This window comes from Fibrella musci (assembly GCF_041321105.1).
Classification (GTDB): Bacteria; Bacteroidota; Bacteroidia; order Cytophagales; family Spirosomataceae; genus Fibrella; species Fibrella musci.
The window spans coordinates 598995-624663 of sequence record NZ_JBGGWD010000001.1; the positions used below are offsets into that span (position 1 = coordinate 598995).

The following is a 25669-nucleotide window of genomic DNA, read 5'->3' on the forward strand; positions in this document are numbered from 1 at the left end:
CGCTCTTAGCGATCCCTTTGCGCCTTTGCGTTCCCAAACAAATACTGACTCAGCTTGCCCGCCGTATCTGTTTGGGGTAGAAGCTGGAGCCAGCTGGCCAGCAACAGGACCACCCACCAACGGGCTAGCCGACGGCGGAGGGTCAGGTTGGGGAAACGGCTTACCCAGGCCGCGACACCCATCAGCAACGGCAGCGAGACAACGGACAGCATACGGGCGTTGGGACCGCTGAACGGACTCACCAGCCGCATGCCAAACAGCATGGCCAGGTACGTTGCCGAAGCCCAAATCCACACGTACAGCAGCCGAGCCAGTCGTTCGTCGGGCGGCAGGATAGTTTCGCGGCGCGACCTGACGATGCGCCACAGCCAAACCACCAGCCCAAGTTGAATCAGCAAGCCGACCCAGACGAGCGTGGCCGATTCGCCAGGTACGTAGTCGCGGAGCAAAAGTAATTCGTTGCTTACTGATAGGGCGATCAGCGACAGGGTAGCCCACAACGGTTCGGTTGTTTCGATGAACCGTTCGCCGCCGAAGGGGGAGTCCGTCAGGTGCAGGTTGAGGCCGAAGTAGGCCAGCATCCCCCCTACCGACAGCCCCACGTACAATAAATCGGGACCAATGCGACGCCAGATACCGGGGCGGCCTTCGCGCCAATAGGTCACAATAGCTTGCAGCCCATACGCAATTACGACAAACCCGCCAACGTACCTGAGCAGAAATAGGCTCATTGTCAGCATCCACAGGCGCAGGCCATAGGTATAACTGGGTGATTGGGTACGTTGGCTAACGAGCCAGTAACCTTCCAGTAGCAGCACCATAAACGTCCACTCCGACCAGGTATAGGCCAGTATCCGCAGAAACCCGCCGAGCAACAGTACCGACCCCATCCAGCCCGTTGTGGTGCTGCCCAGCCGTCGCCGCCAAACCCAAAAAAATACCCCAACCAGCAAACTCTGCAACCCTTTTGAGGCCGCCAGCAACGACGTACCTGTGAGCCGGGCCAGCCCACCAGTGAGCAGCGGATAGCCGACCGGGAAGGTACTGTCCCAACCGGTACTGACGTGGCCATACTGATCGCCATTGAGCCCCACCAACCAACCCGCCATCGACAGGTAGTACTGTGAATCAACGCTGAGGAAATGGTTGGGGTTACCGAGCGCCAGGGCGGCGATGAGGCCCGTCAGCAGGAGCCATAGCCCAACGAGCCTCATCGCAGCAGCACCAGCTTACCCGTCAGTTTACGCTGTGCGTCGTTTTCATACGCCTCGTAGCCGGGCAAATCGAGGCGGTACAGGTACGTGCCTGCTACCGCCGGGGCACCGCTGTCGGTGGTGCCGTCCCAAACAAACTCGTTGTTGCCGATATGGGTGGCCAGCCGAACGGCGCGCACCACCCGCCCCGACAGATCGTAGATATGCAGCGTGGCCGGTGCCGGGGTTTGGGCACCCGCCAGCGTGTAGCGAACGACCGTTTGGGCCACAAAGGGGTTCGGTGCAGCGGTCACCTCGGTAACGACTGGCTCGGTTCGCACGGTGAAGCGGATGGCGTAAGGTTGCGCCCGGTTGCCACTCAGGTCGCTGCCATAGGCTTCCAGCGTGTAGACCCCATCGGCAAACGGCTGCGCCGGGCGGTACGACAACACGTAGTCATTCCCTCGTTTGGTCCAGGTAGCGGCTGGTGGGCTGATCGTCAGGCGTTCAAACGAGCAAGGCGCCTGCGCGCAGGGCCGTTGCAGATACAGCTCAACCGTGGGCGGGCCGGTTGCGGCCAGTCGCGTGTTTTCATCGGCCACCAGCACCTCAATCGTGGGTTGGGGCGCCACCAGTTCGTCGGTACGGAGGCGTCGGCCATCAAACGCCACTTCCACCACAGGTGGGGTGTTGTCGATCGTAAACGGCAGATCAGTCAGTTTGCCGGTGGCGTCGAAGCGGAGGCTGTTGTTGTCGCGGCGCTCCTCGTCGAGCATCCCGTCGGCATCCGCATACAGCTCGTAGTAGGGTGTGGTGGCGGGGGGTAGCGTCAGGGACACCGTGAGCGTATCGGCAAATCGCGTGGCATCGATGCGTGTGTTCGTCGTAAACAGAATGCGTCCGTCGGCATCATAGGCTCGGATACGTACCTCGGCGGGTTTGTGGGTGGCCCGGCCCAGGTTGAGCGCCACGGCCCGCAGTGTCACGGCATTGCCCGTTGTTTTCACGGCAATACCGCCCTCCGAAAAGCTCAGATCGGGCCGGGTGAACGGAAATGGCCGCACCGCCGGGTCGCCCTGCAAGGTAATCTGCTCGGCGTTGGCCAGGTCGTATACTGACCCATTTTCGGCCAGATAGCGACGTATCGTTTCCACCTGAATCGCCCCGAATGTGCTACCAATCCAGGCGCTGTCGGCCAGCACGGTGTAAAGATGATCGGAGTAGTTTTTGAGGGCACTGGCAAAGCCATTGTGCGTATGAGCAATCGCCAGAATTGCCCCCCGGTCGGGCGTCAGTACCCAGTCGGTCACAAAGGGGCGGAAGCCATTGATGTAAAAGTAAAAATTGCCCGATGCGCAACCGTTGGCAATGACGAGCGGGTAGCGGCCTTTGTTGCGGTAGCCCAGCCGGTCGTTGCTCACATAGCCAATATCGATATCGGCGATGTCGAGGCTCGAATGGCCAAACATAGACAGAATGCCCACCCCCCGGTTGACCTGCGCCACCACCGAAATCGCCTCGGTAGGGTTGTCGGTCTGCTTCGACACCGTCTCGACCGTGGCGCTGCTGTACTGACCGGTGATGCGTCGGCCAAAATCATCGACGAACGACCGAAATAAGGCCAGTTCGTAGGCCGATTTGCCACCACTCAGGTGCAGCATCTGCTTGCGCCAGGGAGCCGTAGCGGGGGCGGCTTCGTGTTCTTTCAGCTTGCCGAGGTAGTCGAGCACCTGCCGGGGGTGCGTTACGTTGAGTCGGCCGATGGCAATGCCAGGTACGTAGGCGGGCCGACCGGCAATGCCCGTTACCATCGACAGGTCAGAGCCGGGCCAGCCACCGTTGGGAATCATGTCGAGCGTGTCGATCTGTGGCTCTTTCCGAAACCGTTGCGGGTCATACGACCGCCCAATCAGGAGCAGGTGTTTGGTGGGGCCACCGGCGCGGGCCAGCAAATCGGCAAACCGGCGGATGGCCAGGGGCGACCGTTCGCCGTAGTTAAACTGGTTGTACAGTTGGTGAATCGAAACGGTCAGGGTGTCGTAGCTCCCCCCGGCTTTCGAGGCCCGGTAGACGGCGTAGGCGGTTACAGGATCGGCGGCGGCGACACCGGACGTTTCGGCGATGGGCTGCCGGGTCATCGGGTGGGCAATGATGGCGAAATTCACCCTGGCCGGGTTGATGTTCCGGAAGGTCACGGGCCGAATGAACGGCACCGCTTTTACCTCGCTCACCAACAACAGGTTCCGTGCCACGTTGGCTCCCCGAACGACACTCGTAAAGGTGCCGTTGACTAACGTACCTGACACCACGGATGCCTGCTCGGGCGTAGTGATGTCGTACAGGCGGGCGGTGGCCCCCACGTTGGTCAGGCGGAGCAGCGCCCTCCCGCCCGCCACTGGATTCAGCCGAAATTCGCGGTACGTGTAGCCACCCATATCGGGTTGTTGTGGGTACGTTGCCTGCAATACGGCCAGCGAAATCTCGTCGTTGTCGTTCTGCGGGCTCAGGCTGCACGCCACCTCGCCCGGCACCTCGGTGGCAGACAGTGGCACCGTCAGCCGTTTGGTATCGTAGTTCATCAGCTCGAACGGGGCCAGCGTTCGCTGCCGGCCAGCCGCCCCCACACTCACCTGCACGAGGTGGTTGGTTGGCGTGCGGCCAATCACGATCAGGTCGAGCCGAGGAGTGGCAGTGGGGCTGCTATACAGGCGACTGAGCGGGATTGTCTGGCTGTAGGTACTCTGGGGTTTGATGCTGTTGCCCATCCAGCCTTCGCCCACGTCGTAGCTGCTCAGGATGGCGCCGTTGCTGTAGCCCGCTCCCATCGGGTAGATATTGCCCGCCGGGTATTGATCGGTAAAAACCCGCCGCTCGTCCACCCACACATACGGTTCGGGCAAGAGGGCCGTTGCGCCGCTGCCCGCGTCGAGATCGGTGTAGCGGCCCATGCGCTTGCCGGGTTTGGCGTCGAGGCGGGACGTCAGGAAATAGGCCGTCGTATCGGAATACAGGCTGTAATAGGGATGCGGTTGCGCCGACGTCGGGCGGTAGAGGGCCGAGTCGGGCAGGCCGTCGTTGCCACGGCCAATAAACTCCACGTAATCAGCTGCATCGAAAGTGCCGTCGGTTTCCCCTTCCACCCAAATCGCCTGCTCAACGCCCCGGTGAAACAACTGAAGGGTCCGCGGATCAAGCGTAGCGACCGGCACACCCGCTTTCTGCAAATCACTGGTGGTGAGCCGATAGAGCCCTTTCTGGGCGACAGGAATTTTGTAATACGTCTGCTGGTAGTTGATCCACTCATTGCCCAGAACGGGCTGTTGGGCATAGGCACCAATAGACAGCAACATGGTTACGGTCAGGTAGTACAGTCGATTCATACGGTGGCCAATAGAAGGCTACCAAGTTACAGCTTTCCGACACATACTTACCAGTTGGTTCGTAACACGCAAAGCTGTATATCCTTGCCGAACGAGTTGCTTACAAAAAACGCCTCGCCCTGGTCTGTTCAGATCGGGGCGAGGCGTTTTGTCAGGCCGACAGCAGGCCTTAGCTTTTCTTCATTTCGTCTTTCCGCATCGGCATGGCGTCGATGGTTTTGAATAGGTCGTCGACAGCGATGGGGTGCGTGAATTTTTTCTTCATCAACCCATCTTTACCGATCAGATAACCGGCAAAATCGTCGGACGGCACAAACTCGAAGTGGTGGCTCATAAGGTACTGCCGGTCGGGTTCGGCCAGCTCGCTGTTGATGAGCACGATCACATCAACGTCGCGCTCGGTCAGTCCTTCCTGCGCGGCCATGAATGCCTGTTGTTGTTCAATAAGGTGGCCCTGATTGATGTCACGTCCGTAGAGCAACACCACCCGGCGATGGTCTTTTTTTTCGTCAAGAATCGCTTTGAGCGACTTCTTCTGGTTGGCTACACTTTCCATGATGTTGAGTAAGATGAATGCCAGCAGGCATATGCTTACTAACCCGAGTCGTCGCATGATGTTTATCGGTTTAATCGAAAAGGTCGTCGGCCCGTTCGAGCAGCAGAATGGATTGCTGCGGCATGATTACGTACGGCACCCCTTCGTAGTCGAGTTCAATGGCGTTACGTTGCAGGTAGATGGCCAGATCGCCCTCCTGCGCCTGCAAGGGCATGTACTTCACTTTTTCTTCGGTTTCGCGCCAGGGCTCGTCATCGACGGCGGCGGGGATGGGATACCCCGGCCCCACTTTCACCACGTAGCCCGACTGCACCTGTTCCTTTTCCTGCACCGTTGGCGGCAGGTACAGGCCCGACGAGGTACGTTCGCTCGGGCCTTTGGGTTTGATCAGGACGCGGTCGCCCACTACGAGCAGGCGTTTCAGTTTATTATCCGGTGTTACGTTCAGCATCTCATTCGGCGTTTCGCTGGGTAAACACCCGTGGCTGTCGCGGGGTTCAATTGGCTTTCGACAGGATTCCGCTATCTTCCATCAAGCAACATCTGGAAGTTGACCCTCCCGAGGAGCTGCGGGACACTCGTTTCAATCCATCTTGCTCTGGATCAGGTACGTTAAGGCATTCCAGGGATTCGGCAGCGCCGGCGCAACGCAGGTTTCAATCCATCTTGCTCTGGATCAGGTACGTTAAGTCGACGCTGATGGCAATGAGCTGACAACTGCCCGATTGTTTCAATCCATCTTGCTCTGGATCAGGTACGTTAAGGGCGACAGTGGAACTAGTATCTTCTACCGGCGGGATGTTTCAATCCATCTTGCTCTGGATCAGGTACGTTAAGGCCGTACTTTGAGATAAGCAACTCATAGTCAGCCCTGTACAGGCTATTTACTCTGGCTCTTTTTTGGTATTTCAGTCGGTCAAACAACGCTTTTCAAAGCAAATTTTCGGCTTTTTCCGAATACACAATCGATTGATTGACAGTTCAGTACAAGCGTTTTTCAACGCTCTCTCATACAATCGCGGCCGGACACTAAATGGCTCTGTAGTATATCTGCTGACACAAGATACACCACAGAGCCATCCGTCACTCCATTATTTCCCGACCGGCACGGCTTGCTTCACCGACTGAAACTGCGTGTAATACTCGATCAGGTCGGCGACGAGGCCGGTCCAGCCGGTTTGGTGGGTTGTACCCAGGCCACTGCCATTGTCGCCGTTGAAGTATTCGTAGAACAGCAGCAGGTCTTTGAAATTCGGGTCGTTGGCAAAGCGGTTCAGGTCGCCCATCGCAGGTACGTTGCCGGTGGTGGCGTCGGCGCGGAAGAGGTTGATGAGTCGCTCGGCAACCAGCATGGCCGCGTCGCGGATGCTCATCACCTGTCCGGAATGCGTGGGGTACTCTACCTCGTAATCGTCGCCGTAATACTGGTAGAACTTCAGCAGCGAATCGACCAGCAGGAAGTTGAGCGGGAACCAGATGGGCCCGCGCCAGTTGGAGTTTCCGCCAAAAATGCTCGTTTCCGATTCGGCCGGTACGTATTTCACGCGCAGGACCTCACCGTTCATGTGCAGTTCGTAAGGCTGCTTCTCGTGGAATTTCGACAGCGCCCGGATGCCGTAGTCCGAGAGGAACTCGGCTTCGTCGAACATACGGCGCATGAGCATTTTCATTCGGTGGCCCCGTAGCAAACTCAGCAGGTGGGTCGAGCCTTTACCCGGTTCGTGCCAGCGCGACACCAGCGAGGCCAGGTCGGGGCGGTTGGTGAGCACCCACTCCAGACGGCGTCGAAAATCGGGCAGTTTCGAGAGCAGTTCGTCGTCGATGACTTCCACGGCAAAGAGCGGAATCAGACCCACCATCGACCGGATTTTCAGCAGCCGCGCCTGTTTGTCGGGCGTGTGCAGGATGTCGTAATAAAACTGGTCTTCTTCGTCCCAGAGACTGATGTGCTGCTTGCCCAGGTTGTTCATGGCCGAGGCAATGTGCAGGAAGTGCTCGAAGAACTTGCTGGCCATGTCCTGATAGCTCGGCCGCACCAGCGAGATTTCGCAGGCAATCCGGAGCATATTCAGGGTGTACATGGCCATCCAGCCAGTGCCGTCGGCCTGCTCGATGCGCCCGCCCATCGGCAGCGGCTGGCTCCGGTCGAAGACCCCGATGTTATCAAGGCCAAGGAAGCCGCCACCAAAGATGTTGTTGCCTTCGACGTCTTTGCGGTTCACCCACCAGGTGAAGTTGAGCAGCAGTTTATGGAACACACGCTCCAAAAACGCCACGTCGCCCACGCCGTTCATCTGCTTGTCGATCTCGTAGACCTTCCAGGTCGCCCAGGCATGCACAGGCGGGTTTACGTCGGAGAAATTCCATTCGTAGGCCGGAATCTGTCCGTTGGGATGCATGTAGTACTCGCGCAGGATAACGGCGAGTTGCCGTTTGGCGAAGTGGGGGTCTAGGCGGGCGAGCGTCAGCGTGTGGAAAGCCAGATCCCAGGCCGCAAACCAAGGATACTCCCACTTGTCGGGCATGCTCAGGATGTTGGCCGTGTACATATGCCGCCACTGCTCGTTGCGGGCATACACACGTCCCTGAAACGGAATGGGCATATTGGGGTCGCCCTTCAGCCATTCGTTGACGTTGTAGTAATAAAACTGCTTGCTCCAGAGCATGCCCGCGTAGGCCTGCCGTTGAATGTTGACCAGATCGGGGCTGGCATTGGGGCCGGTATGCGCACTGGCCTGCAGGTCATCGTAGAATTCGTCGGCCTCGGCTTTACGCAGGGCAAACAGGGCGTCGAAATCGCCGAACGGCTGGGTCAGGTGGGTCTGATCACTAAACCGCAGCCGGATGCTCACGCTTTTGCCCGCCGGTACGTTGCGGGTGTAGCGGGCCGAGGCTTTGGTGCCAATCCGGTTGGGGTTGACGTACTCGGGCCGCCCCGTGATGAGGTAGTTGTTGATGGCATCTTTGGGGTAGGCCGTTACGTTGGGCCGCCCATAGAGGCGCTCGGTATTGGTTTCGTTCTCGCAGAAGAGCAACTCGTCGGCGTCTTCGCAGTACAGTTTGTATTTGCCCAGTTGTCGGTGGTTTACCTCGATCTGACTCGTGGCCAGCCCCGTCAGCATGGGCCGCACGTTGTATTTCTCGTAGCCCCACGACCAGGTATTCCGAAACCACATCGTCGGCAGGAGCGTCAGCGGCGCATCGACCGGGGCCCGGTTGTGGGCCGTTACGGTCACCAGCCAGTCGTTCTGATCGGCTTTGGCGTATTCGATAACAATGTCGAAGTATTCGTCCTGATCAAAAACACCCGTATCCAGAATCTCGTACTCGGGCTCCTGGCGGCTCCGGCGCATATTCTCGATTACCAACTGGTTGTACGGAAACTCCTGCTGCGGATACTTGTAAAGCATCTTCATGTAGGAGTGGGTGGGGGTACTGTCGAGGTAATAATACAGTTCCTTTACATCCTCGCCGTGGTTGCCTTCGGGACCGGTAAGCCCGAAAAACCGCTCTTTCAGGATATTATCGCGGTGGTTCCAGAAAGCCAGTGCAAAGCAGATATGTCCTTTGTTGTCGGAAATCCCGCCAATGCCTTCTTCACCCCACCGATAGGCCCGCGAGCGCGCCATGTCGTGGCTGACGAAATTCCAGGCATCGCCGTAGGGGCTGTAATCTTCGCGCACGGTACCCCATGAGCGATCAGAGAGATAAGGTCCCCACTTTTTCCAGCCTTTGTTATCGGCCCGGTCATAAATCCGCAATTTTTCTGCTTCTGCACTCATGACGTTTTGACGTACGATAGCCTGAATGGTAATAAACTGTAAAACAAGGTGTAAAAATAAAGGCCGGGATTTGAACCCCGGCCAATTCCTTGAAAAGTGCAGTAAAGTACTTTGATTCGCCATAGAGATTAACGGTTGAGTTTACCGTTTGGCGTTTACAGTTAAAAGTTGACTGAAGCATGGTCGGCTTGCGTCAGCCAACTGTAAACTCGAAACATAAAACTCGAAACGCCAACCCTCATCCCAACTGCCCGAATCGAGCGTGGGCTTCCCGCTCCAGGGCTTCGCGGTGGTCGGGATGGGCGATGTTGATGAGGGCGCGGGCGCGTTGGCGCAGGTTTTGGCCGTAGAGATTGGCAATGCCGTATTCGGTCACGATGTAGTGTACGTGGGCGCGGGTGGTGGTCACGCCGGCGCCTTCTTTCAGGAACGGTACGATCTTGCTCAGGCCTTTGCTGGTGACCGACGGGAGCGCGATAATCGGCTTGCCGCCTTCCGACAGCGAAGCACCCCGCACAAAGTCCATCTGCCCCCCCACGCCCGAATACTGCATGGTGCCGATGGTATCGGCGCAGACCTGCCCCGTGAGGTCGATTTCGATGGCGCTGTTGATGGCGGTCACCTTCGGGTTGCGGCGGATGATGGCCGTATCGTTGGTGTAGCTCGCCTGTTTCATGGCTACGGCCGGGTTGTCGTCGATGAAATCGTAAACGCGCTGACTGCCCATCACAAAACTCGACACAATGCGATACGGCAACACCGTTTTGTGTTCGCCCGTGATGACGCCCCGCTCCACCAGATCAATGATGCCGTCGGTAAACATTTCGGTATGAATACCCAGTCCTTTGTGATGAATCAGCTCGGCCAGCGTGGCGTTGGGAATCCCGCCGATACCGAGTTGCAGCGTTGCGCCATCCTCGACCAGACTCGCCACGTACTGCCCGATTTTACGGTCGGTGGCGTCGATCTCGCCGGGTTTGACTTCGTAGATCGGTTCGTCAACTTCCACGGCGGCGTGGAGCATCGATACGGGAATGAGGCCGTCGCCGTGGGTACGTGGTACGCGCGGGTTGATCTGCGCAATGACGTACTTGGCCGCCCGAATGGCCGCCAGCGACACGTCGACCGAGGGACCGAGCGAGCAATACCCGTGCGCATCGGGCGGCGACACCTGAATCAACGCCACATCGACGGGCAGGATGTTGCGGCTGAACAGCAGCGGGATTTCGCTCAGAAAGATGGGTACGTAGTCGCCGATGCCCTGTGCCAGCTGCCGCCGCATGTTGGCCCCGATAAAGAACGAGTTGGGCCGAAAGGCGTGCTGGTACTGCGGTTCCAGATACGGCAGCGCTCCTTCGGTGTGGATGTGGCAGATCTCGACGTTGGTCAGGCGATCAGCCTGCGCTACCATCGCCCGGATCAGGACATGGGGCGTTTGCGCTACGCTATGGATAAAGACGCGGTTACCACTTTGGATGGCCGAAACGGCCTGTTCGGGTGTGGCGAGTGGAAGGGGCATGGGGGGAATTCAGTTTACAGTGTACAGTGAACAGTATGCAGTGGATTTAAAAAAGACAGCTTACCGGGCAAAGTACAGCATGATCGCGGTTCATTGTCTACTGCATACTGCTCACTGTACACTGATTTTTACACCACCATGCCCTCAAACAGCGGGGCGTAGTCGTCGGAGAGGGTGACTTTGATTTTGTGCAACTCGCCGGTGGTAATCATCTGCCCCAGCAGTTCCATAAACTGATGCGTCTTTTGCTTGCCGGCTTCGGCATCAACGCCCAGTTGGTCGCCTACCCGTTCGTAGAACTCGGTGAGCTTGAAGCGTTCGCCCTGATCGCGTTCTTCGGGCGGAATTTCGCGGATGATATCGAGCAGGGGACCAGGCAACTGCGCGCCCAGTTTATCGGCGGCGTTACCGGCCAAGTGGGTCGTGAGGGTGTGCAGAAACGCACGAGCGACATCAAGCACCTCTTGCTCCGTGTCGACGCCAAGTTTAGCCTTGGCGGCATGGATGAATTCAGGATACTGCATAACGTTGATCGAATAAGTTGATTACGTTATGTCAACTCCGGTTCACGGTTTACTGTTTACTGTCCTCCGTTCACTGTCTTCTGTTGGCTGACGCCTGCATACGTTCGCGTCAGCCAACAGAAGACAGCGAACGGAGGACAGTGAACAGCAAACCATGTTCCTGTCTATTGCTTCTTCGCTTTTACGGCTTCGACGTTTTTGCGTTTGTTATCCATCTCGGTCAGGGCATTGGCCTGATCGGTTTTGTTAGTTTCGACGTCTTTCTGCAACTGCTCCAGTTCTTTGGCGTTCTCGTCGATTTTACGGAGCAGGCGTTCTTTTTCCTTCCGGTTCGATTCGATGTCGCTCACCAGGCTTTCGCCACGTTTCACTAGCTTCTGATGCGCCTTCTGAGCCTCGTTGAATGATCCTTCGGCACCCCGCACTTCGTCGTTGAAAATCGTTTTGTCGGCGAAATTTTTCAGCATCGTTTCGGCAGCACTGTAATTCCCATTGCCGGGCGAGATAAAGTTGCCGCTACCCTGATCGAAGGCCACAAAGATCGTCGTCGATTTTTTGTTGCCCTTGATCTGACTGGTCAGGTTGACGGGCTCCGACGAAATGTCGCGGATGTCGGCGGTAGTGACGCGGTACACACTGCGCGATGTGGTCAGGCGGCCGTATTGCTTCAGTTGCTCTTCCCAGTCGCGTTCGACCTGCCGGTCGGCCATCGGGATGGTCAGAAACAGGCCTTTGTACGTCTGCTTGTCGATGGTCTGGTCGCCCGCATAGATGGTTTGGGCGAATGCGGGCAAAGTGGTCAGGAAAAGCCCGGCGCTAATCAGTACGTTACGCATAGTTAGTTGTGTGTAGATGAGTTTATTCGTTGCTGAACACAGCGGCCTAATGGCTACTACACAGGAGGCCTTCTGCGCCCAAATCGTTGGTGTTAGACCCGTTTTATCCGTCAAAGTAATGCTTTGCGGGTTATAATTAACCGTTTGTCGTTGGTTGGCAGGGTTGTGGCAAATACATAGATCTCGCCGCCTTCAAGCAAGTTCAGTTGCTTGCGTAACATATCGACCGACTGCGGAAAGTTCCGTACCGTGAGGTTAGCTCGCCCGCCAGGTACGTATGTCAGCAAGGTTTTGCGGTCGGCTTTGCAGATCGCTTCAATCTGGAACACCCGCCCCGGAAAGTCACCAACGAGTTTATCGCCTGTGTATAGGTGGCTGTGGGGGGCCAGTTTGGCCAACCCGAAGCGCTCGCCAACCAGCCGGAAGGCTCCCGCTTTCAACACCGCCGCGTTAGGCTCGTACAGGTGCGTTGGTAAGCCGGTTCCGAAATCGGCCAGCGAAACAGTGGCGTTGGCTTCTTCGATCCGCTCAAACGAGAACGTAACGGGTCCATCGTGGCGCAGATCAACAGCCACAAGCCCTACGGCGCTGGCGGGCCGCTCGATTTGGATTTGGTCGAGCACAAACAGCAACTCTTTCACTTCGCCCTGCAACGCCACCACGTGTACCGCCCGGCAGGTGGGCAGCTGCCGCAGCGTGGCCTCGATGTCGAGCAGGGGCGATGTTTTGATCAGGACGTTTCGGCCTTTTTCCAGTAATAATGGCAGGTACGTCAGCACATCGGGGTCACAGTCGGCGAGGCCCACGACCCGCCCGCCCCGATCGTCGCGGCGGGCCGGGTCGAGATAGAGCCAATCGGCCCGCTCAGGTACGTTCCCGAGGTACGCCAAGCCGTCGCCAACCTGCGCGTCGACGTTGGTAAGGCCCAGTTGCGTCAGGTTGTAGGCCGTAGCCGCCGCCACGGCGGGTTGTTGTTCCAGGTACGTTACGTGCGCCATCTGTGCCGCGAAGGCGGCGGCGTCTACCCCCATGCCGCCCGTCAGGTCGAGTAAGGTACTCCCTCCTACCAGCGAAGCTTTATAAGCCGCCGTAGCCTCCGACGAGGCCTGCTCTACAGAGAGCGGCGGCGGGAATAGCAGCGCTGGGTTGGCATACCAGTTGGGCAGTTTGCTACGGGCTTTTTGGCGGGCCTGAATCTGGGCAACGACCACTGGTCCGTCGATGTCGGTTCGCCTCGCCGTTTGCAGGGCCAGTGCCCGCACGTCATGCGTCAGGTGGGTTGTAACAAACGTTTGTTCGGCAGCCGTAAGAAGTCGAGCCATACACTGTTTATGCAGGTAATTCCAGTTACCTTTAATATCGTTTTAATTTATGCCATGTGCGCCGCTATCCGTCCATCGTCTGGCTGGGTAGTTGGCCCGGCGACTATGCATTCCTACTCTCTTTTCTACACAAATTGATAACCTTTCCGTTTCTGTGAATCCGTTTAAAAGTTTGGCGGCTTATAAGCCCCAATGGTTCCGCTACGATCTTCCCGCTGGCGTAGCTGTGTTTCTGGTCGCCCTGCCGCTTTGCCTGGGCATTGCGCTGGCATCTGGTGCCCCGCTGTTTGCCGGTTTGGTGGCGGGCATCATTGGTGGCCTGATTGTGGGTTTCTTCTCGGGCTCTGAGTTGAGCGTCAGCGGCCCGGCCGCCGGCCTGGCGGTTATCGTGGCCGATTCGATCCTAAAAATAGGGTCTTATGAGGCATTTCTGGTCGCGGTGATGCTGGCCGGTGCGATTCAGTTAGGGCTGGGTCTGCTCAAAGCCGGTCGGTTTAGCAGTTTTTTCCCGGATGCCGTCATCAAAGGCATGCTGGTGGGTATTGGGCTGGTGATCATCCTGAAACAGATTCCGCACGCGCTGGGCCGGGACAACGATTACGAAGGCGAGTTTGAGTTTCAACAGCTGGCCGACGGCGAAAATACGCTCTCCGAAATTTATCGGGCCATCGCGACGGCCAGCCCCGGTGCCGTGGTGATCAGCCTGATTTCGCTGGTGCTGCTGATTATCTGGGAGCGCACGGCCGGCCGGGGCGTCAAGTTTTTCCAGAACCTACCCGCCGCGCTGGCGGTGGTGTTTCTGGGCGTGGGGCTCAACTACCTGTTTGGCCTGCATATGCCCGACTGGTATCTGGGCGACTCCAACGAACACATGGTGCGCATTCCGTTGGTCAAAACGGGCGACAGCTTCTTTTCGATCTTCGATTTTCCCGATTTCAGCATACTGAGCAACCCGAACGTGTATACCATTGGTGCAACGATTGCGCTGGTGGCGAGTCTGGAAACGCTGCTGAACCTGGAAGCCTCAGACCGGCTCGACCCCTATAAACGCGCCTCATCGCCGGATCAGGAGCTGCTGGCGCAGGGAATCGGCAATCTGGTATCGGGACTGATTGGCGGGCTGCCCATTACGTCGGTGGTGGTGCGGACTTCGGCCAACGTCTTCGGCGGGGCGAAAACGCGCGTATCGGCCATCACGCACGGTGTGCTGCTGTGCGCAGCCGTTTTTCTGGCAGGCTCCATCCTGAACCATATTCCGCTGGCCTGTCTGGCCTCCCTGCTGATTATGGTGGGCTATAAACTGGCCAAACCAACCATCTTCATCAAAACCTGGGGCGACGGCCTCAACCAGTTTGTCCCGTTCATCGTGACGGTACTCGGCATTGTCTTCACCGACCTGCTCGTGGGCATCGCGCTCGGAACGGTTGTGGGCATCGTCTTTATTCTGTACTCGAACTTCCAGACTACGTTTCTCGTCGTCCGGAATGGCAAGAACGTGCTGATCGAATTCCAGAAAGACCTGTATTTCCTGAGCAAACCCCAATTGAAAGAAACCCTCCGGAGCCTGCGTCCGGGCGATTCGGTCGTGGTCGATGGCCAGCATGCCAACTTCATCGATCAGGACATCTACAACATTCTGCTCGATTTTCGCGAGAAAGCCGTTTTGCAGGGCATCGACTACGAACTGCGCGATGTCACACAGCATAAGTATAAACTCCCGCGCTACGAACCCATCCGGGAAGTGATTACGGGAGAGTCGTAGGAATGAATAATGGACAATGTACAATGGGTTTGCGTCAGCGGTTCGCCGACCGGCCCATTGTACATTGTCCATTATACATTGTGCATTATTCATTCACTTCACCTTCTCACAGCCCAGACGGTCAGGCCGACGAGCAGGCCGATGCCCAGGGCACGCGCTACCAGAAAGGAGGTCGGCGATGGCATCGAAACAATCCCGTTTTCGTTGGTGACAGCCGGTTCTTTCACGTAGCGACCCTCTGACGGAATGGCCCGTTCGGCAAAATTGCTGACGAGGCGGCCCAGCTCGAGTTGCAGATCGAGGCCACGCATGGCATGGCCATGGCCCGTGCCAACATTGTGCGGGTTCAGCAGGGCCAGTTTCCGCACCGAGTCTTCGGCGGCTTTCCAGTCGCAGGTGAAATAGGCCGGTGGGCCGTGGAGCTCTTCTGTCTGGTTGATGACTGCCGACAGCGCATTCTGATTCGTGGTCACGAAGGCATCGCCCGCCAGCAGCGTCCGGTCGGCATCGCGGAAGAGCGATACGTGGCCCGGCGCATGACCCGGCGTATGAATGACGCGCCAGCCTGGTAACTCATCGAGTTTGCCTGATGCCGGAATGGGTTGCAGCACATCGCTGAAATCTTCGGGACCAATCGGGAAGATCCACGACATCAGCGACATCATGCCCCCACCGATAGCCGGGTCAGGCGGCGGATAGCTGGACACGCCCGTCAGGTAAGGGCGTTCGAGTGGATGCGCGTAGACAGGTACGTTGCCCCAGTGTTTCAGCAGTTCCCGCAACGTACCTACGTGATCGGCGTGGCCGTGGGTGAGCACAATGGCTTTGGGGGCCGTGCCGGGGCCATACAGCGATGCCGCCCGTTGCCGAACCGAATCGGCGTAGCCCATGAAGCCGGTATCGACCAGCACCCAGTCGTTGCCGGGACCGGGTTTCCCCACAAAAAACACGTTAACAAACAGGGTTTTCAGGCCTAGCACGTCGTCGGTTACGTCGTAGGGCGTTGCCTCGGGGGCATTCAGGCCCGACTCGTTGTCGGCGGGAGCGACAACGGGGTCACGCTGCTCAAGCAGCGAGTCGGAAGGTTGTTTTTTCATGATCGTTGAGATTTGTGTTAACAGGATAGGCCCACCGATCGGGTTGGCACATCACCAACACCGACGGCGGGCCAATAAAGCGCAATGCGTTTTTCACTTAGTGCCCGCCGCCGTAGCCAGGCTTGTCGAGTTCGGCCTTCCCGTCTGCATTGCGGTTGGGGTGGCTCATGGGCGCGTTAGCACTCGGTTCATCGCCGTCCATGTAGGTGTCTTCCAGCTCGTTGGGGGCCAGTTCGGGGGCGTCCAGTTCGGCACCGGGACCGCTGTTGCCTTCGGCTGATTGATCGCCCAGCCCGGCGGGTGAAATGGCCTGTTTGGCCCGGATAATGTCGTCGTTTTCTTCAGTAGCCATATCATTGGGTTCGTTTGTACCTTCGTTTTAACAGCCAGGTTAACCGACTGTTTGCAAATAAAACCTAGTGGTTTAGTAGTCTTCCTCGAAACTCATTCACGCCACCTGGTTAGGGTGATCCGGGCCAGTTCCCGTTGGCGGGGTCGCAACCGCCCCTGGAGGCATGCTAAACACCTTTTTGCGTGAGCGGCTGTGAGTATGATTAGCCTGGGCTTTCCTTCCCAATATGGCGCAAGCCGGCAGTTTAGTATGGCTTCAGATGCCACGCTGTCGGGCATCAGCAGCTTTCCTGAAACCCCCTCCTTCTCTTTTTTATGCTCACAGAACAACAGCCCCAAACCGCCTCAGCCCGTTCGCTGATCAGCGTGATTGGCGCTTCGTCGGTTGGTACGCTCATCGAGTGGTACGACTTTTACATTTTCGGCTCGCTGGCCACTATTCTGGCGACCAAATTCTTCCCGGAAGGCAACCCCACAGCAGCCTTCCTGTCGACCCTCGCCACCTTTGCCGCCGGGTTTGTGGTGCGCCCATTCGGGGCTCTTTTCTTCGGACGTCTGGGTGACCTCATCGGCCGCAAATACACCTTCATGGTTACGCTGATGCTCATGGGCGGAGCCACCTTTGCCATTGGGCTGGTACCCAGCTACGAGACGATCGGCTTTCTGGCACCGCTGCTGGTGCTGATACTCCGGTTGTTGCAGGGGCTGGCGCTGGGTGGCGAATACGGCGGGGCGGCGACCTATGTGGCCGAGCACTCGCCCGCCGACAAGCGCGGTTTCTGGACCTCGTGGATTCAGATTACGGCTACGGCAGGGCTGTTCGTATCGCTGATCGTGATCCTGATTACGCGGCTCTCGCTGTCGAAAGAAGCCTTCGATGACTGGGGCTGGCGCGTGCCGTTCTGGGTGTCGGTGCTGATGGTCTTCGTCTCATACCTCATCCGGCGCAACATGAATGAGTCGCCGCTGTTTGCCAAAGTGAAAGCCGAGGGCAAGGCGTCGACTAACCCCCTGAAAGAAAGCTTCGGCAACACGTATAACTTCAAGTTTGTGCTACTGGCCCTGTTTGGGGCTACGATGGGGCAGGGCGTCGTGTGGTACACGGGGCAATTTTACGCCATGAGTTTCATCAAAACGGTGTGTAACGTCGATGCTATTCAAGCCGATAGCCTTATGAGCGTCGCGCTGCTGATGGGCACGCCATTTTTCGTGGTGTTTGGCTGGCTGTCGGACCGGATCGGCCGGAAGGGCATTATGCTGACGGGTATGTTAGTGGCTATTTTCACCTATCGCCCCATCTACGAGAAAATCTACCAGACGACCAACCTGGCCAACAAAGAAGCGATCACCGCTACCATCACGCAGGATTCGGTGCTGACCGCCGACCCCAAACTAGCCGGTGTGTCGATCATGACCAAAACCATCCAGCGCGATTACACCGACGGCACCCGACTGACCGAGGTAACGAAGCAAAAACGAGCGGCCGATCCCGGTACCGTTCCCGCCAAACCCGAGATCAAGAAGACCATTATCCTCAACGACGCCGACCGCTGGACGCTCATCTGGCTGGTGTTTGTGCAGGTTATTTTCGTGACGCTGGTGTATGGCCCAATCGCTGCGTTTCTGGTCGAAATGTTTCCGACTAAAATTCGCTACACGTCGATGTCGCTGCCTTATCATATCGGCAACGGCGTATTCGGCGGTCTGCTGCCGGCTGTGGCAACGTACCTGGCCACCGGGGCCAACGAAGCCAACGCCACAGCGGCGAAAGCCGGGGCTGCTCTCCCCTACGCCGCGCCTTATCTGGAAGGTCTGTGGTATCCCATCGTGATTGCGGCGGTCAGCTTTGTGATTGGCCTGTTTTACATCAAAAATCGCCCACAGGCTACCGACTAGCCTCGTTTGGCGTTAACCTTTTTCTCAACTCGAAAATAGATCCGTCTAAATGAACCGACTCAAACGTATACTGGGCTTTGTCTGGCTCGCACTGGCAGCCCTCAGTGGTTATTTTGGCGTAACGGCCTTGGGCATTCCCAAACTGGTTTCTGCCAAAACCGACGACCTCGTTTTTGGTATCATTGTCGTCTTTGTGCTGATGCCCCTGATCGTGGGCGGGCTGGCCACATTCGGCTATTATGCCGTGCGGGGCGAATACGACGACTAACTGGCCCCGTTCCCGTTATAACTAAGCGGTCCTGGGTCAGCACGGTGGACCAGCGACCGCTTTTTTTCTGCTGAATCCGAACCTAACCCGTTATCGCCATGAGCACGTTGCCCCCTGTCAACAGCCAGTATCAGCGCAGCCTGAATGACCCCGACGGTTTCTGGGCCGAACAGGCTGAGGCCATTCCCTGGAGCCGGAAACCCAGCCGCATCCGGTCGACCAACGCCGACGGCCTTACCGACTGGTTTGCCGATGGCGAACTCAATACCTGCTACGCCGCCGTCGACTATCAGGTGGAGCAGGGTCGGGGCGAGCAGGATGCGTTCATCTACGATTCACCGGTGACGGGCGTGGTGCGGCACATCAGCTACCGGCAGCTGCGCGACGAAGTAGCCCAACTGGCCGGGGCGCTGCGGGCACTGGGCGTCGGGCGGGGCGATCGGGTCATTATTTACATGCCCATGATCCCCGAAACGGCGATGGCGATACTGGCCTGCGCCCGGTTGGGGGCCGTGCATTCGGTGGTGTTTGGCGGCTTTGCGCCCCACGAGCTCGCTATCCGGATCGACGACGCCCAGCCGGTGGTAGTGCTGACGGCCTCCTGCGGCATCGAATTCGACCGGTTGATTCCCTATCAGCCACTACTCAACGAAGCGCTTCGGCTCGCGACGCATCAGCCCGCACATTGCCTGCTTTTCCAGCGTCCCCAATGCACGGCCGACCTGAGCCTGCCTCGCTACGCCGATTGGGCCTCGACGGTGGCGCAGGCGCAGCCCGCCGAGTGCGTACCGGTAGCGGCCACCGATCCGCTGTACATCCTGTATACCTCGGGGACGACGGGCAAACCCAAAGGCATCGTGCGCGACAATGGTGGGCATGCCGTAGCACTGGTCTACAGCATGAAAGCCATTTACAACCTGCAATCCGGCCAGGTGATGTTCACGGCTTCTGATTTTGGCTGGGCCGTGGGGCATAGCTATTCGGTATACGGGCCGTTGCTGCACGGCTGTACGTCGGTGATTCTGGAAGGCAAACCCGTGCGTACGCCCGACGCAGGTACGTTCTGGCGGGTCGTGCAGGACCACGGTGCCAACGTACTGTTTACGGCCCCAACGGCCTTCCGCGCCATCCGGAAAGAAGACCCCGACGCCACGCTTCGCCAACAGTATGACCTCTCGACCCTTCAAGCGGTTTTTGTAGCCGGCGAGCGCTGCGACCCGCCTACGCTGGCCTGGCTGCAAGAGGTCACCAACGTACCTGTGGTCGATCACTGGTGGCAAACCGAATCGGGCTGGCCGATGGTGGCCAATCAGTTGGGGATTGAGGCGTTACCGGTAAAACCTGGCTCGGCCACCCGGCCGGTTTGTGGCTACGATTTGCAGATACTGGGCGAGGCTGGGCAGCCGCTGGGCCCCAACGAAGAAGGGTACGTTTGCCTGAAGCTCCCCCTGCCGCCCGGTTGCCTGCCCACACTCTGGCGCGACACACCCCGTTTCCGCGACGCGTACCTCAGCCGATTCCCCGGCTATTACCTCTCCGGCGACGGTGGGTACGTCGACAATGACGGGTACGTGTTTATCATGGGCCGGGTCGATGACGTGATCAACGTAGCCGGGCACCGCCTGTCCACCGGCGAAATGGAAGAATTGGTCAGCAGCCATCCTGCCGTGGCGGAGTGCGCGGTGGTGGGCATTGCCTGCCCGCTGCGGGGGCAACGACCCGTCGGGTTTATCGTCCTGAAAGACGGGCAAACCATCGCCCCGGCGGCGCTGGAACAAGAGTTGGTGGCGCTGCTGCGCGAACGAATCGGCGCGCTGGCCTGGTTCCGAAACGCGCTCACCATCAAGCGGTTGCCCAAGACCCGCTCGGGCAAGATTCTGCGCAAAACCATCCGTCAACTAGCCGATGGCGAACCGTTCGACATCCCCCCTACCATCGACGACCCGGCCATCATCGGCGAGATCCGGCAGGCCCTTCAGTCGGCGCGCGTTGGGGTAGCCTTTGCCGACGCCTGACCCCATCAGCCAGACAGCGATCTCCAGGAATTGAGCAAATTTGATAGAATCGGTCAACGTAAAATCAGCCGGTCGCCCTACTTTTAAAACCACGAACCGTTTATCCATTACCCCTTATGCGTATCCGAACCTTTGCCGACTACCAGACCGCCTACCAACGCAGCGTTGACGACCCCGAAGCCTTCTGGGCGGAAGTCGCGCAGGAATTTCAGTGGCGGAAACCCTGGACCAAAACCCTTCAGTGGAATTTCGAGGAACCCTCGATCAAGTGGTTTCCGGGCGGCAAGCTCAATATCACCGAAAACGTACTGGACCGCCACCTCCGCGACCGGCCCAACCAGCCCGCCATCATCTGGGAACCCAACGACCCCGCCGAACCCAGCGTGACGCTTTCGTACAAGATGCTCCACGACTACGTGTGCCGCTTTGCCAATGTGCTGAAGCGCAACGGGGTGAAAAAAGGCGACCGCGTTTGTATTTATATGCCGATGGTGCCCGAACTGGCCGTGGCCGTGCTGGCCTGCGCCCGCGTGGGGGCCATTCACTCGGTGGTGTTCGGCGGTTTTTCGGCCCAGAGCATCGCCGACCGCATCAACGACGCCCAGTGCTCGGTCGTGATTACGTCGGACGGCGCGGCGCGCGGCAACAAGAGCATTCCGATGAAAGACACCGTCGACGATGCGCTGATTGGTTGCCCCAGCGTGCAGCGCGTAATCGTGATGACCCATACGCGTACGGCCGTGTCCATGCGCAAAGGCCGCGACGTGTGGTGGGAGACCGAAATGAAGCAGGTCACAAGCGACTGCCCCGCCGAGGAGATGGACGCCGAAGACCCGCTGTTTATCCTCTACACCTCAGGCAGTACGGGTAAGCCCAAAGGCGTGGTCCACACGGTCGGGGGCTACATGGTGTATGCGCAGTACACCTTCGAGAACGTATTTCAGGTCGAACCTGGCGACATTCACTTCTGCACCGCCGACGTGGGCTGGATTACCGGCCATAGTTACATCGTCTACGGCCCGTTGCTGGCGGGCAGCACGTCGATTATCTTCGAAGGCGTACCGACCTGGCCCGATGCGGGGCGTTTCTGGGATATCGTCGACCGGCACCGCGTCACGATTCTGTACACCGCTCCTACGGCCATCCGGTCGCTGATGGGCTTTGGCACCGAACCACTCGCGGGCAAAGACCTGAGCAGCCTGCGCGTGCTGGGGTCAGTGGGCGAGCCGATCAATGAAGAGGCCTGGAACTGGTACAATGAGCATATCGGCAAAGGTCGCTGCCCGATCGTGGATACGTGGTGGCAAACCGAAACCGGCGGCATCCTGATTTCGCCGCTGGCGGGCATCACCAAAACCAAGCCGACCTACGCGACGCTGCCCCTGCCGGGTGTGCAGCCCCTGCTCGTCGACGAAGCCGGGAAAGAGATCGAAGGCAACGGTGTGAGTGGTAACCTCTGCATCCGCTTCCCCTGGCCGGGTATCCTGCGCACCACCTGGGGCGACCACGAACGGTGCCGACAGACGTACTTTTCGACGTACCCAGGCCTGTATTTCACCGGCGACGGTTGCCTGCGCGACGAAGACGGCTACTACCGCATCACTGGCCGCGTTGATGACGTACTGAACGTATCGGGCCACCGTATCGGCACGGCCGAGGTAGAAAACGCCATCAACATGCACACGGGCGTGGTCGAGAGCGCGGTAGTCGGTTACCCCCACGACATCAAAGGGCAGGGTATCTACGCCTACGTCATCACTGAAGGCGACCCTGGCTCAGGCGGCCACGACGCCGATCTGATGCGCCGCGATATTCTCGCTACAGTGAGCCGCATCATTGGTCCCATCGCCAAACCCGACAAGATTCAGTTTGTCAGTGGGCTGCCCAAAACCCGCTCAGGCAAGATCATGCGCCGCATCCTGCGCAAGATTGCTGAAGGCGACACCAACAACTTGGGCGACACCACGACGCTGTTAGACCCAGCCGTGGTCGAGGACATCAAGTCGGGCGCGATGTAAAGGCAACGTACCTGAACTCACCAAAAACGCCGAACCAGTTGGTTCGGCGTTTTTGGTGGTTCTGAGAATCAATTGATAAACTGCCCTATCAAACCTCATAGAACTGGAGACCCCCGTTCAAAACCTATAAGGTTTACGGCAACGTACCCAGCTTACAGATTCATTCGCTTTAGCTCTTTCACGGCATAGTCGGCGGCACGGGCGGTGAGCGCCATGTAGGTGAGCGACGGGTTCACGCACGACGATGACACCATAGCCGCACCATCCGTAACGAATACGTTTTTCGCACCCCACACCTGATTGTAGCCGTTCAGCACCGACGTTTTCGGGTCGCGACCCATGCGGGCGGCACCCATTTCGTGAATACCAATGCCCTGATTCTTCGTGTTATCGTTGCGGGTCTTGATGTTCTTAAAACCGGCGGCTTCCAGCATCTCAGCGGCGTCGTTCATCATCGCTTTGCGCATCCCAACCGTGTTGTCGCCCCAGGCCGCGTCGAACTCGATGATGGGCAGGCCCCACTTGTCTTTCGTGGAGGCCAGACGCATGCGGTTGCTGGGATCGGGCAGGGTTTCGCCAAAACCACCAATGTTGAACTCCCAGCGGCCGGGTTTGGTCAGGTTGTCCTTGAACGCGGGACCAAAACCGGGTTGCGAAGCACCCGCCACCCAATCCTGCCGACCACCACGGCCCTGGTAGCCGAAGCCCCTCACGAAGTCGTTGCGCTTGTCGTCGCCCCAGTTGGCGAAGCGCGGAATGTAGATGCCGTTGCCGCGTCGTCCGAAGTAATACAGGTCCTGCATGCCTTCCAGTTCACCCGATGCCCCAGCCCCCAGGTGGTGGTCCATCAGGTTGCGGCCCAGTTGATCAGAGTCGTTGCCCAATCCGTTCGGGAAGCGTTTCGACGTCGACTGCATCATGATCCAGGCCGTGTTCATCGTCGATGCGTTCAGGAAAATGATTTTGGCGTAATACTCCTGATGCTGCTTCGTGTTCTGATCGATCACGCGCACGCCAACGGCCTTGTTTTTCTGGTCGTCGTAAATGACCTGATACGCGATCTTATCCGTAATCACCGTCAGCCGTCCGGTTTTCATGGCCGCAGGCAAGGTAGCCGACTGCGTACTGAAATACGCCCCGAACGGACAACCCCGCACGCACAGATTGCGAAACTGACACGACGCCCGCCCCAGATCGGTGTGAACCTTCTGGGCGACGGATATGATCGCCGGACGGCCAATCACCAGGTGGCGCCCTTTAAAGTGTTGTTCGATACCCGACTTGGCCTTCAGTTCGGCGCTGTTCATCTGCATGGGCGGCACGAACTCACCGTCGGGCAGCACAGCGAGCCCGTCTTTGTTGCCGGAGATCCCCGCAAAGCGTTCGACATATGAATACCAGGGCGCGAGGTCTTTGTAGCGGATGGGCCAGTCGACCCCGTGGCCGTCTTCGAGGTTGGCCGTGAAATCGCGCTCGTTGAAGCGATAGCTCTGCCGCCCCCACACCAGCGACCGGCCGCCGAGGTGGTAGGCCCGAATCCAGTCGTAGGGGCGTTTTTCGATGTACGGCACGTCGACGTCGCGCGTAAACATATGGCGTTGGTCTTCGCCCGGCTTTCCGCCCGACCGGGCATTGGCCCAATATTCTTCGGCCGCCCACAGCTCAATTTTCCCCCGGTGCGGAAACTCCCAGGGGTCTTTCATGGCCGTGGGGTAATCTTCCACGTGCTTCAGGTCGGGGCCGCGCTCCAGCATCAGCACCTTCAGGCCTTTCTGAGTGAGTTCTTTGGCGGCCCAGCCACCCGATATACCCGAACCTACCACGATGGCGTCGTAGGTCATGTCTTTTTTCGCGTCGAGATTCAGATTCATGAAAAATGAGTAGTCAGTCCTCTGTCTTCAGTTCGCTGTTAGTTGGCTCAGGTACGTCTGGACAACCTAACAGTAGACTCTAAACGGAGAACAGTGAACAGTTTTTGTTACGTCGCCCACGCTTTTTGGCCGGGTTTGAGTTTCACTACGCCTTCGTAGCGGCCGGGAATCTTCACATAGTCCAGCGCCTGCGTGCAGCCGATCTCCGAGCTGAAATAGCCCAGAATCGTCAACTCCTTCATCAGCGTGAAAAAGGGCGTCAGCGGCGGGTTCTTCGCGGCATCTTTTACCACCACGCCGGTTTCGGCGTCTACCAGTTTAGCTTCGGTTTGCTCACTGCCTGCCGCGGCTACGGCGCTCAGGGTCGTTTCGGCGTCGGTAGCCAGTTTTTCCTGTTTGTTGGGCTTGCGTTTGGCTTCGGCCAGCGCCAGTTGCTCAAACTGGGTTAGAATGGCCGTGCGCTGCTCGATGGGCAACTCCACAAACCGTTTGCCGTGCACTTTCTGGCTCTCTGCCTCCACCGCGTTCAGTCCCTTCCGAAAATGGGTTTGTTGCGCGGGTTTGTAACAGTCTTTCAGGATCAGCTGAATCGTTTCAGGCACTCCGGCAGCTTTGGCACCCGGTGTCGACGTGGCGGGCATGATCACCTCGGCGATTTCGGCCAACAGCGTCTGCTCATCAGGCCCAAGCGTAAAGTCCGAGGGTGGGTACGTTCGGCGGCGGTGCGGCTCATACCCTTCCAGAATAGACGCCATTGACGGGGCCGACAGGGCACTCCCCATCGCGATGGCAACTTGCAAGATGGCTTCTCTACGGTTCATAACTAAGCAAAAAAGACCGAGGCCTGTTTATACTGAATACAGCCCCATAACCCGCCTATGGCTGGCTGAGTCGGGGATACCAAATATCGTTGCGAATTGGTGTATTCAGGACGAAAATCTACATTCGTACTTGTCATCGCTTCCAGCTATGAGATCGATCAGAATGGCTGGAAGCGCCGCTTTTGTAAGTCATTGTCACAGAACTGTTTACCTAGCCAGTTAAATTTTTTCTATTAAAAATGAAACATTCCGGCTCGTTTTCCTTTCTCTGTATGCCTAGCGACCATTGCCGGAACGCAGCAACATCCTGCTTGACTAGGCTTTACTGGACGTAACTCCCAGCGCGCTCTTCGCGTCACGCCAGCAAATCCGATTTCGCACCACGATTCTCGCCCCGCAACGTTTGCCTCCTTTTCGTCCATCCGCTACAGTCTGCCGTCAGCCAAAGCCACACTAGT

General features: G+C 58.1%; 18 protein-coding genes. 5 read left to right on the forward strand and 13 right to left on the reverse strand.

Annotation, left to right across the window (positions count from 1 at the left end):
* Positions 1-5: 5 nt before the first annotated feature.
* The 9 genes from ACAW74_RS02380 to ACAW74_RS02420 all read right to left on the reverse strand — a co-directional run bounded on the left by ACAW74_RS02380 (position 6) and on the right by ACAW74_RS02420 (position 13112).
* Positions 6-1214: a hypothetical protein gene (locus tag ACAW74_RS02380; RefSeq protein ID WP_370696585.1), complete on the reverse strand. Its 1209-nt coding sequence runs from the start codon at positions 1212-1214 to the stop codon at positions 6-8.
* Positions 1211-4573 carry a putative type IX secretion system sortase PorU2 gene (porU2, locus tag ACAW74_RS02385; RefSeq protein ID WP_370696586.1) on the reverse strand — a complete coding sequence of 1121 codons (3363 nt, stop codon included), beginning with the start codon at positions 4571-4573 and terminating at the stop codon, positions 1211-1213. Before porU2 ends, ACAW74_RS02380 begins: the two co-directional genes overlap by 4 nt.
* Before the next feature lie 169 nt (positions 4574-4742).
* On the reverse strand, positions 4743-5186 hold the full coding sequence (locus ACAW74_RS02390; protein WP_370696587.1) for a DUF4174 domain-containing protein: 444 nt from the start codon (positions 5184-5186) through the stop codon (positions 4743-4745).
* A 13-nt stretch (positions 5187-5199) separates the two neighbouring features.
* Positions 5200-5580: a co-chaperone GroES gene (locus ACAW74_RS02395; RefSeq protein WP_370696588.1), complete on the reverse strand. Its 381-nt coding sequence runs from the start codon at positions 5578-5580 to the stop codon at positions 5200-5202.
* 640 nt (positions 5581-6220) lie between these two features.
* Positions 6221-8911 carry an MGH1-like glycoside hydrolase domain-containing protein gene (locus ACAW74_RS02400; RefSeq protein ID WP_370696589.1) on the reverse strand — a complete coding sequence of 897 codons (2691 nt, stop codon included), beginning with the start codon at positions 8909-8911 and terminating at the stop codon, positions 6221-6223.
* 238 nt (positions 8912-9149) lie between these two features.
* Complete coding sequence (locus tag ACAW74_RS02405; RefSeq protein WP_370696590.1) at positions 9150-10430, reverse strand: acetyl-CoA hydrolase/transferase family protein; 1281 nt, start codon at positions 10428-10430, stop codon at positions 9150-9152.
* A 128-nt stretch (positions 10431-10558) separates the two neighbouring features.
* Positions 10559-10954 carry a DUF2267 domain-containing protein gene (locus tag ACAW74_RS02410; protein WP_370696591.1) on the reverse strand — a complete coding sequence of 132 codons (396 nt, stop codon included), beginning with the start codon at positions 10952-10954 and terminating at the stop codon, positions 10559-10561.
* A 164-nt stretch (positions 10955-11118) separates the two neighbouring features.
* Positions 11119-11790 carry a hypothetical protein gene (locus ACAW74_RS02415; RefSeq protein WP_370696592.1) on the reverse strand — a complete coding sequence of 224 codons (672 nt, stop codon included), beginning with the start codon at positions 11788-11790 and terminating at the stop codon, positions 11119-11121.
* Positions 11791-11900: 110 nt separating this feature from the next.
* Complete coding sequence (locus tag ACAW74_RS02420; RefSeq protein WP_370696593.1) at positions 11901-13112, reverse strand: THUMP-like domain-containing protein; 1212 nt, start codon at positions 13110-13112, stop codon at positions 11901-11903.
* 154 nt (positions 13113-13266) lie between these two features.
* Between ACAW74_RS02420 and ACAW74_RS02425 the strand changes: the two genes are divergently transcribed.
* Positions 13267-14874 carry a SulP family inorganic anion transporter gene (locus ACAW74_RS02425; protein WP_370696594.1) on the forward strand — a complete coding sequence of 536 codons (1608 nt, stop codon included), beginning with the start codon at positions 13267-13269 and terminating at the stop codon, positions 14872-14874.
* A 98-nt stretch (positions 14875-14972) separates the two neighbouring features.
* Here ACAW74_RS02425 and ACAW74_RS02430 read toward each other — a convergent pair whose 3' ends face one another.
* The gene (locus ACAW74_RS02430; RefSeq protein ID WP_370696595.1) at positions 14973-15971 is read right to left on the reverse strand and encodes an MBL fold metallo-hydrolase; all 999 of its coding nucleotides are present in this window, start codon (positions 15969-15971) and stop codon (positions 14973-14975) included.
* 97 nt (positions 15972-16068) lie between these two features.
* Positions 16069-16323 (reverse strand): hypothetical protein, encoded by a 255-nt coding sequence (locus ACAW74_RS02435; RefSeq protein ID WP_370696596.1) that lies wholly within the window; start codon positions 16321-16323, stop codon positions 16069-16071.
* 314 nt (positions 16324-16637) lie between these two features.
* On the opposite strand from ACAW74_RS02435, the gene ACAW74_RS02440 reads away from it, so the two are divergent.
* From ACAW74_RS02440 to acs, 4 genes are all read left to right on the forward strand, one after another.
* Complete coding sequence (locus ACAW74_RS02440) at positions 16638-18218, forward strand: MFS transporter (protein ID WP_370696597.1); 1581 nt, start codon at positions 16638-16640, stop codon at positions 18216-18218.
* 49 nt (positions 18219-18267) lie between these two features.
* Complete coding sequence (locus ACAW74_RS02445; RefSeq protein WP_370696598.1) at positions 18268-18486, forward strand: DUF6814 family protein; 219 nt, start codon at positions 18268-18270, stop codon at positions 18484-18486.
* Positions 18487-18584: 98 nt separating this feature from the next.
* Complete coding sequence (locus ACAW74_RS02450) at positions 18585-20501, forward strand: propionyl-CoA synthetase (protein WP_370696599.1); 1917 nt, start codon at positions 18585-18587, stop codon at positions 20499-20501.
* Between the two features lie 116 nt (positions 20502-20617).
* Entirely contained in the window at positions 20618-22519 is a 1902-nt protein-coding gene (acs, locus tag ACAW74_RS02455) for an acetate--CoA ligase (protein WP_015331905.1), read from the forward strand.
* 152 nt (positions 22520-22671) lie between these two features.
* Here acs and ACAW74_RS02460 read toward each other — a convergent pair whose 3' ends face one another.
* Both ACAW74_RS02460 and ACAW74_RS02465 read right to left on the reverse strand, forming a co-directional pair.
* On the reverse strand, positions 22672-24390 hold the full coding sequence (locus ACAW74_RS02460) for a GMC oxidoreductase (RefSeq protein ID WP_370696600.1): 1719 nt from the start codon (positions 24388-24390) through the stop codon (positions 22672-22674).
* Positions 24391-24497: 107 nt separating this feature from the next.
* Positions 24498-25211, reverse strand: a complete 714-nt coding sequence (locus ACAW74_RS02465; protein WP_370696601.1) for a gluconate 2-dehydrogenase subunit 3 family protein — start codon at positions 25209-25211, stop codon at positions 24498-24500.
* Positions 25212-25669 lie beyond the last annotated feature (458 nt).